Raw genomic sequence first — 3,833 nt, 5'->3', positions numbered from 1 at the left:
CTATAGTTTAAGTAGAAAATACTAGAAAAATTCATCTTTTTAATTTTAATATTTCAGCTTGTTTATCTATATAGATAAACAACCTATTTTAATTTTGATAGTTCCTCGTATTTCTTTTCAATCATATTAACTAAAGGATCACTTTCTTCAAGTCCAGTTACATTAGAAATTGTTTTAGTAATACCTTTTAACAATATGCTTTCTTGTATTTTTACAGCATTTTCATCTTCACTATATTCAAATAATAACCCAGCCGCTACTCCACATAAAATATTATTACATTCAATTCCAAGTTCATAACAAAGTTTAAGTGGTGACATTAATCTATCTTTTGAAGATAATTTTCTCATAGGATCTCTTCCTACTCTAGTAAGTTCGTCATAAAGATAGAAGTTTTCAAACCTCTTTATTAACTTTTTAGAATAATCATTTAAATCATCTATATGCAATCCATGCTTTTTACTCAAAGCCTGTACAGCTTCCTTATGAAATCCTACAGCAATATTTCTTATATACTCATCCTTTATAGCTTCATGTATATATTTATATCCCTTGATATATCCTATATATGCAACTGCCGCATGAGCTCCATTAAGCAAAAATAATTTTCTTTCAAGGTACGGTTCCAAGTTGTCAACGTAAGCAGCGCCTTGTATATCTTTATTTATTTTCACTTTATTTTTTTCAATATCCCATTCATAGAAGTCTTCTACAGCTACATCTATTGGTACTTCCTTTTTCATCTTTACATTTGGGACAATTCTATCCACTGTGCTATTAGGAAAACCAACATATTCGTTTAAATCAATTTTAAAATCTTCATCCGCTTCTTCAATTATTGATTCTTTTAAAATATTAGTAGCAAAAAGTGCATTCTCACATGCTATTATATCTACCAATTTATCATTACCATTTTTAAATCTTTTAGCTAAAAGCTTATATAAAAGTTTACCTGTGCTTTTCAAATTATTTGCACCAATAGAAGTAGTAATTAAATCTGCTTCTCTAATAACCTTCTCTAATTTTGCTGTATCATTTAAGTGAACAGCTTTTACATTATAAACTTTCTCTTCACTCTTCTCATCGCACAAAGTTGTAACTTTGTATTCACCATAGTTGTTTATGTTTTCAACCAAGAAGTCTGATATATCAACAAAAGTAATTTCATAGCCTGATTTTGATAATAAATATCCAATAAAACCTCTGCCTATATTACCTGCTCCAAAATGAACTGCTTTCATTTTACATCTCTCCTTCATCTATAATTGATATAATTTCTTCTGGTTTTGTTGCATTCCTAAGTCTTTGAACATTTTCTTCGTATTGAACTGTTAAAGCTATTTTAGATAATATCTCCATATGTTCTTCACCTTTGCCAGCTATACCTACAACAACATATGCGATATTTCCTTCACCAAAATCAACACCTTCAGGATACTGGGCAATGACAATTCCTGATTCCATAATTTCTTTCTTATATTCATTCATTCCATGAGGTATAGCCACGCCATTTCCAATATAGGTTGTAACTTCTTCTTCCCTAGCTTTCATACCCTCTATATAATTTTCTTTTACATATCCTCCTGCTACTAGTAGTTTTCCTACTCTTTCTATAGCTTCTTTCTTTGATTCAGAAGCCACCTTTAATTGAATATTTTGTGTTGTTAAAATTTCCTTACTAGTCATTTTATTCCTCCTCACGGTTAACTATATCTATTAAATGTTTTCTTATATTTGCTAAACTACATACTTTTAAATCTTCTACAAATTTTTCATCTTCAATTAACGCAATGCTTATTTTGCCTAAAAATTTGAGCATATAGTTGCTTTCCTCACTTCTAGCAATCATTACAAGAAAAGTATTTACTTCTTCTTTTGAAAATCCTACACTTGTAGTGATTATTGGGGTTTCTATACGATAGACTCCTACAAAAGGTATTGCTAATTCTTCATTTCTAGTATGCAAGAGAGCCACATTTATTCCATGTATTACTACATTTACCTTTTCCTCCCTTTTTAAAATGGCCTGCTTTAATATTTCCTTATTTTTTATGAGGCCAAGTTTTTTTATGTCCTCTACTATAAAATCAACTAAATCTTCAATTGTACCTGCTTTTGTAGTCTTTACTTGCAAATTTTTTATTATATCATCTGATGTTTCATATTCATAATTTGTTATTATATTTGATTTTATATCTGAAATCTTATTTGCATTTATTTCTTTATTATCAATCTTTAAATTTAAAATAAACTTATTAATTTTTTCTATATCCTCCTTAGTAATAAAGGTGGAGACTACAATTACCTTTTTAACAGTATGCTCTAACTTAATTGGCACGGTAGACAAAATCAAATCATATTTATCATTATTTATATACTTATCTATATCACGTAAAGTTTCGATAAATATATCATTAACATCAGGAAATATAAACTTTATTTTATCACTTAAGATTTTTGCTGAGCCAATGCCTGAAGGACATACAATTAATATATTTAACTTTTTTAACAATGTCTGTTTCCTCTGCAGCGCTACATCTATATGAAGCGTTATATATCCAACTTCTTCTTTAGGAAGCCTAAAATTATATCTAGAAAATACTAACTTAGAAACATTATTTACAACATTAAAAAGCTCTAAATAATGATTTTTTATCTCGTCAATAAGAGGATTTACAATCTTTAATCCTAGATTTAGCATATTAAAAGTTTGCATAAAATGCTTAGCTAGATCACCTACTAATTGTGCATCTTCTTCCAAATTTATATTTATCTTTTGAGATACTTCCTTAATAACTTCCTTTGATATTATTTTATAATCTATATCAAGCAAATCTTGATTTTTATTAATTAAAAACTTATAATCCGTTAAATTGAACCATATATATATAAGGTCATCTTCGGTTAAATTTATATTATTTTCTTTTAAAATGTTATTTAAATTTATAATTTTTTTGTACTCATCTAGCTCTACAATATCTTTTTTTATTTTTTCCGGTATACTAATCTCTCTTTTATTCCCCGCTTTCTTTATTGCTGTTAATATTTGAATAAATAATGTAAAGTATTTTATATCATTCAAATTATACTGTGACAAATCTATTTTTCTTAATATACCTTTACCTATAGAAGTTATGTCTTTGCCAAAAATCATATTGAAGAGCACTTCTATGCTTTTATCAACCTGCTCATCATACAAAAATGCTAGTAATTCTTCATAAGGTTTATATTTGAAAATTAAATCCACTAGGGCATTTCTTTTATTCCATTCCGATCCCTGGATACTAATACCAACACTTCTATTCCTAACTAAACATAAATCTTTAGAAATTGCCCATTTTGCAATTTCCTCTAAATCAAAGCTAATACTTCCCAGCACTACATTAAATTTACTACTATAATAAGATGCTTTTACAGCTTCCTTACTAATTAGGAGCTCAGAGGCAATTATTATTTGCCTCTGCTCTCTACTAAGTAACCACTGTATGGGCACCGAGCTAAGTACAGTCTTTAATTCTTTAATATTTTCTTTATTTCCAGATATACTTAGCTCCATATTTTTATCATAATAAACACTCAAACTATATTTTCTTAAAAACTTATTTATAGAATTAATTTCTCTAAAAACTGTTCTTTCACTTACATTAAACTGCTTTTCAATATCCTGTAATTCAAGTCTATCTTCATCTAATAATCTGTTTAATGTAAATTGCTGTCTAGGGGTTAAGTTATTCATACGAATCACCTATTTTTTTAATGTCAAGCATTTTTGAAAATGTCCCAAAAAGTTTTAATTATTAGCACCAGCTTTTGCTGGTGCTTTATTGATGGTA

The 3,833-nt window shown here is 28.0% G+C and carries 3 protein-coding genes; all 3 read right to left on the bottom strand.

Annotation, left to right across the window (positions count from 1 at the left end):
- Positions 1–83: 83 nt before the first annotated feature.
- From LQK79_RS20640 to LQK79_RS20630, 3 genes are read right to left on the bottom strand one after another with little or no spacing between them, the layout of a single operon-like run.
- Positions 84–1,241, bottom strand: coding sequence for a mannitol-1-phosphate 5-dehydrogenase (locus LQK79_RS20640; protein ID WP_231017765.1), 1,158 nt, complete (start codon positions 1,239–1,241; stop codon positions 84–86).
- Position 1,242: 1 nt separating this feature from the next.
- The gene (locus tag LQK79_RS20635) at positions 1,243–1,686 is read right to left on the bottom strand and encodes a PTS sugar transporter subunit IIA (RefSeq protein ID WP_053240851.1); all 444 of its coding nucleotides are present in this window, start codon (positions 1,684–1,686) and stop codon (positions 1,243–1,245) included.
- Position 1,687: 1 nt separating this feature from the next.
- Positions 1,688–3,736 (bottom strand): BglG family transcription antiterminator, encoded by a 2,049-nt coding sequence (locus LQK79_RS20630; protein ID WP_231017763.1) that lies wholly within the window; start codon positions 3,734–3,736, stop codon positions 1,688–1,690.
- Positions 3,737–3,833: the final 97 nt, after the last annotated feature.

The sequence above is a fragment of the Clostridium guangxiense genome (assembly GCF_021043395.1).
Taxonomy (GTDB): Bacteria; Bacillota; Clostridia; order Clostridiales; family Clostridiaceae; genus Clostridium_S; species Clostridium_S guangxiense.
This window is presented reverse-complemented; position numbering and strand designations above follow the sequence as displayed.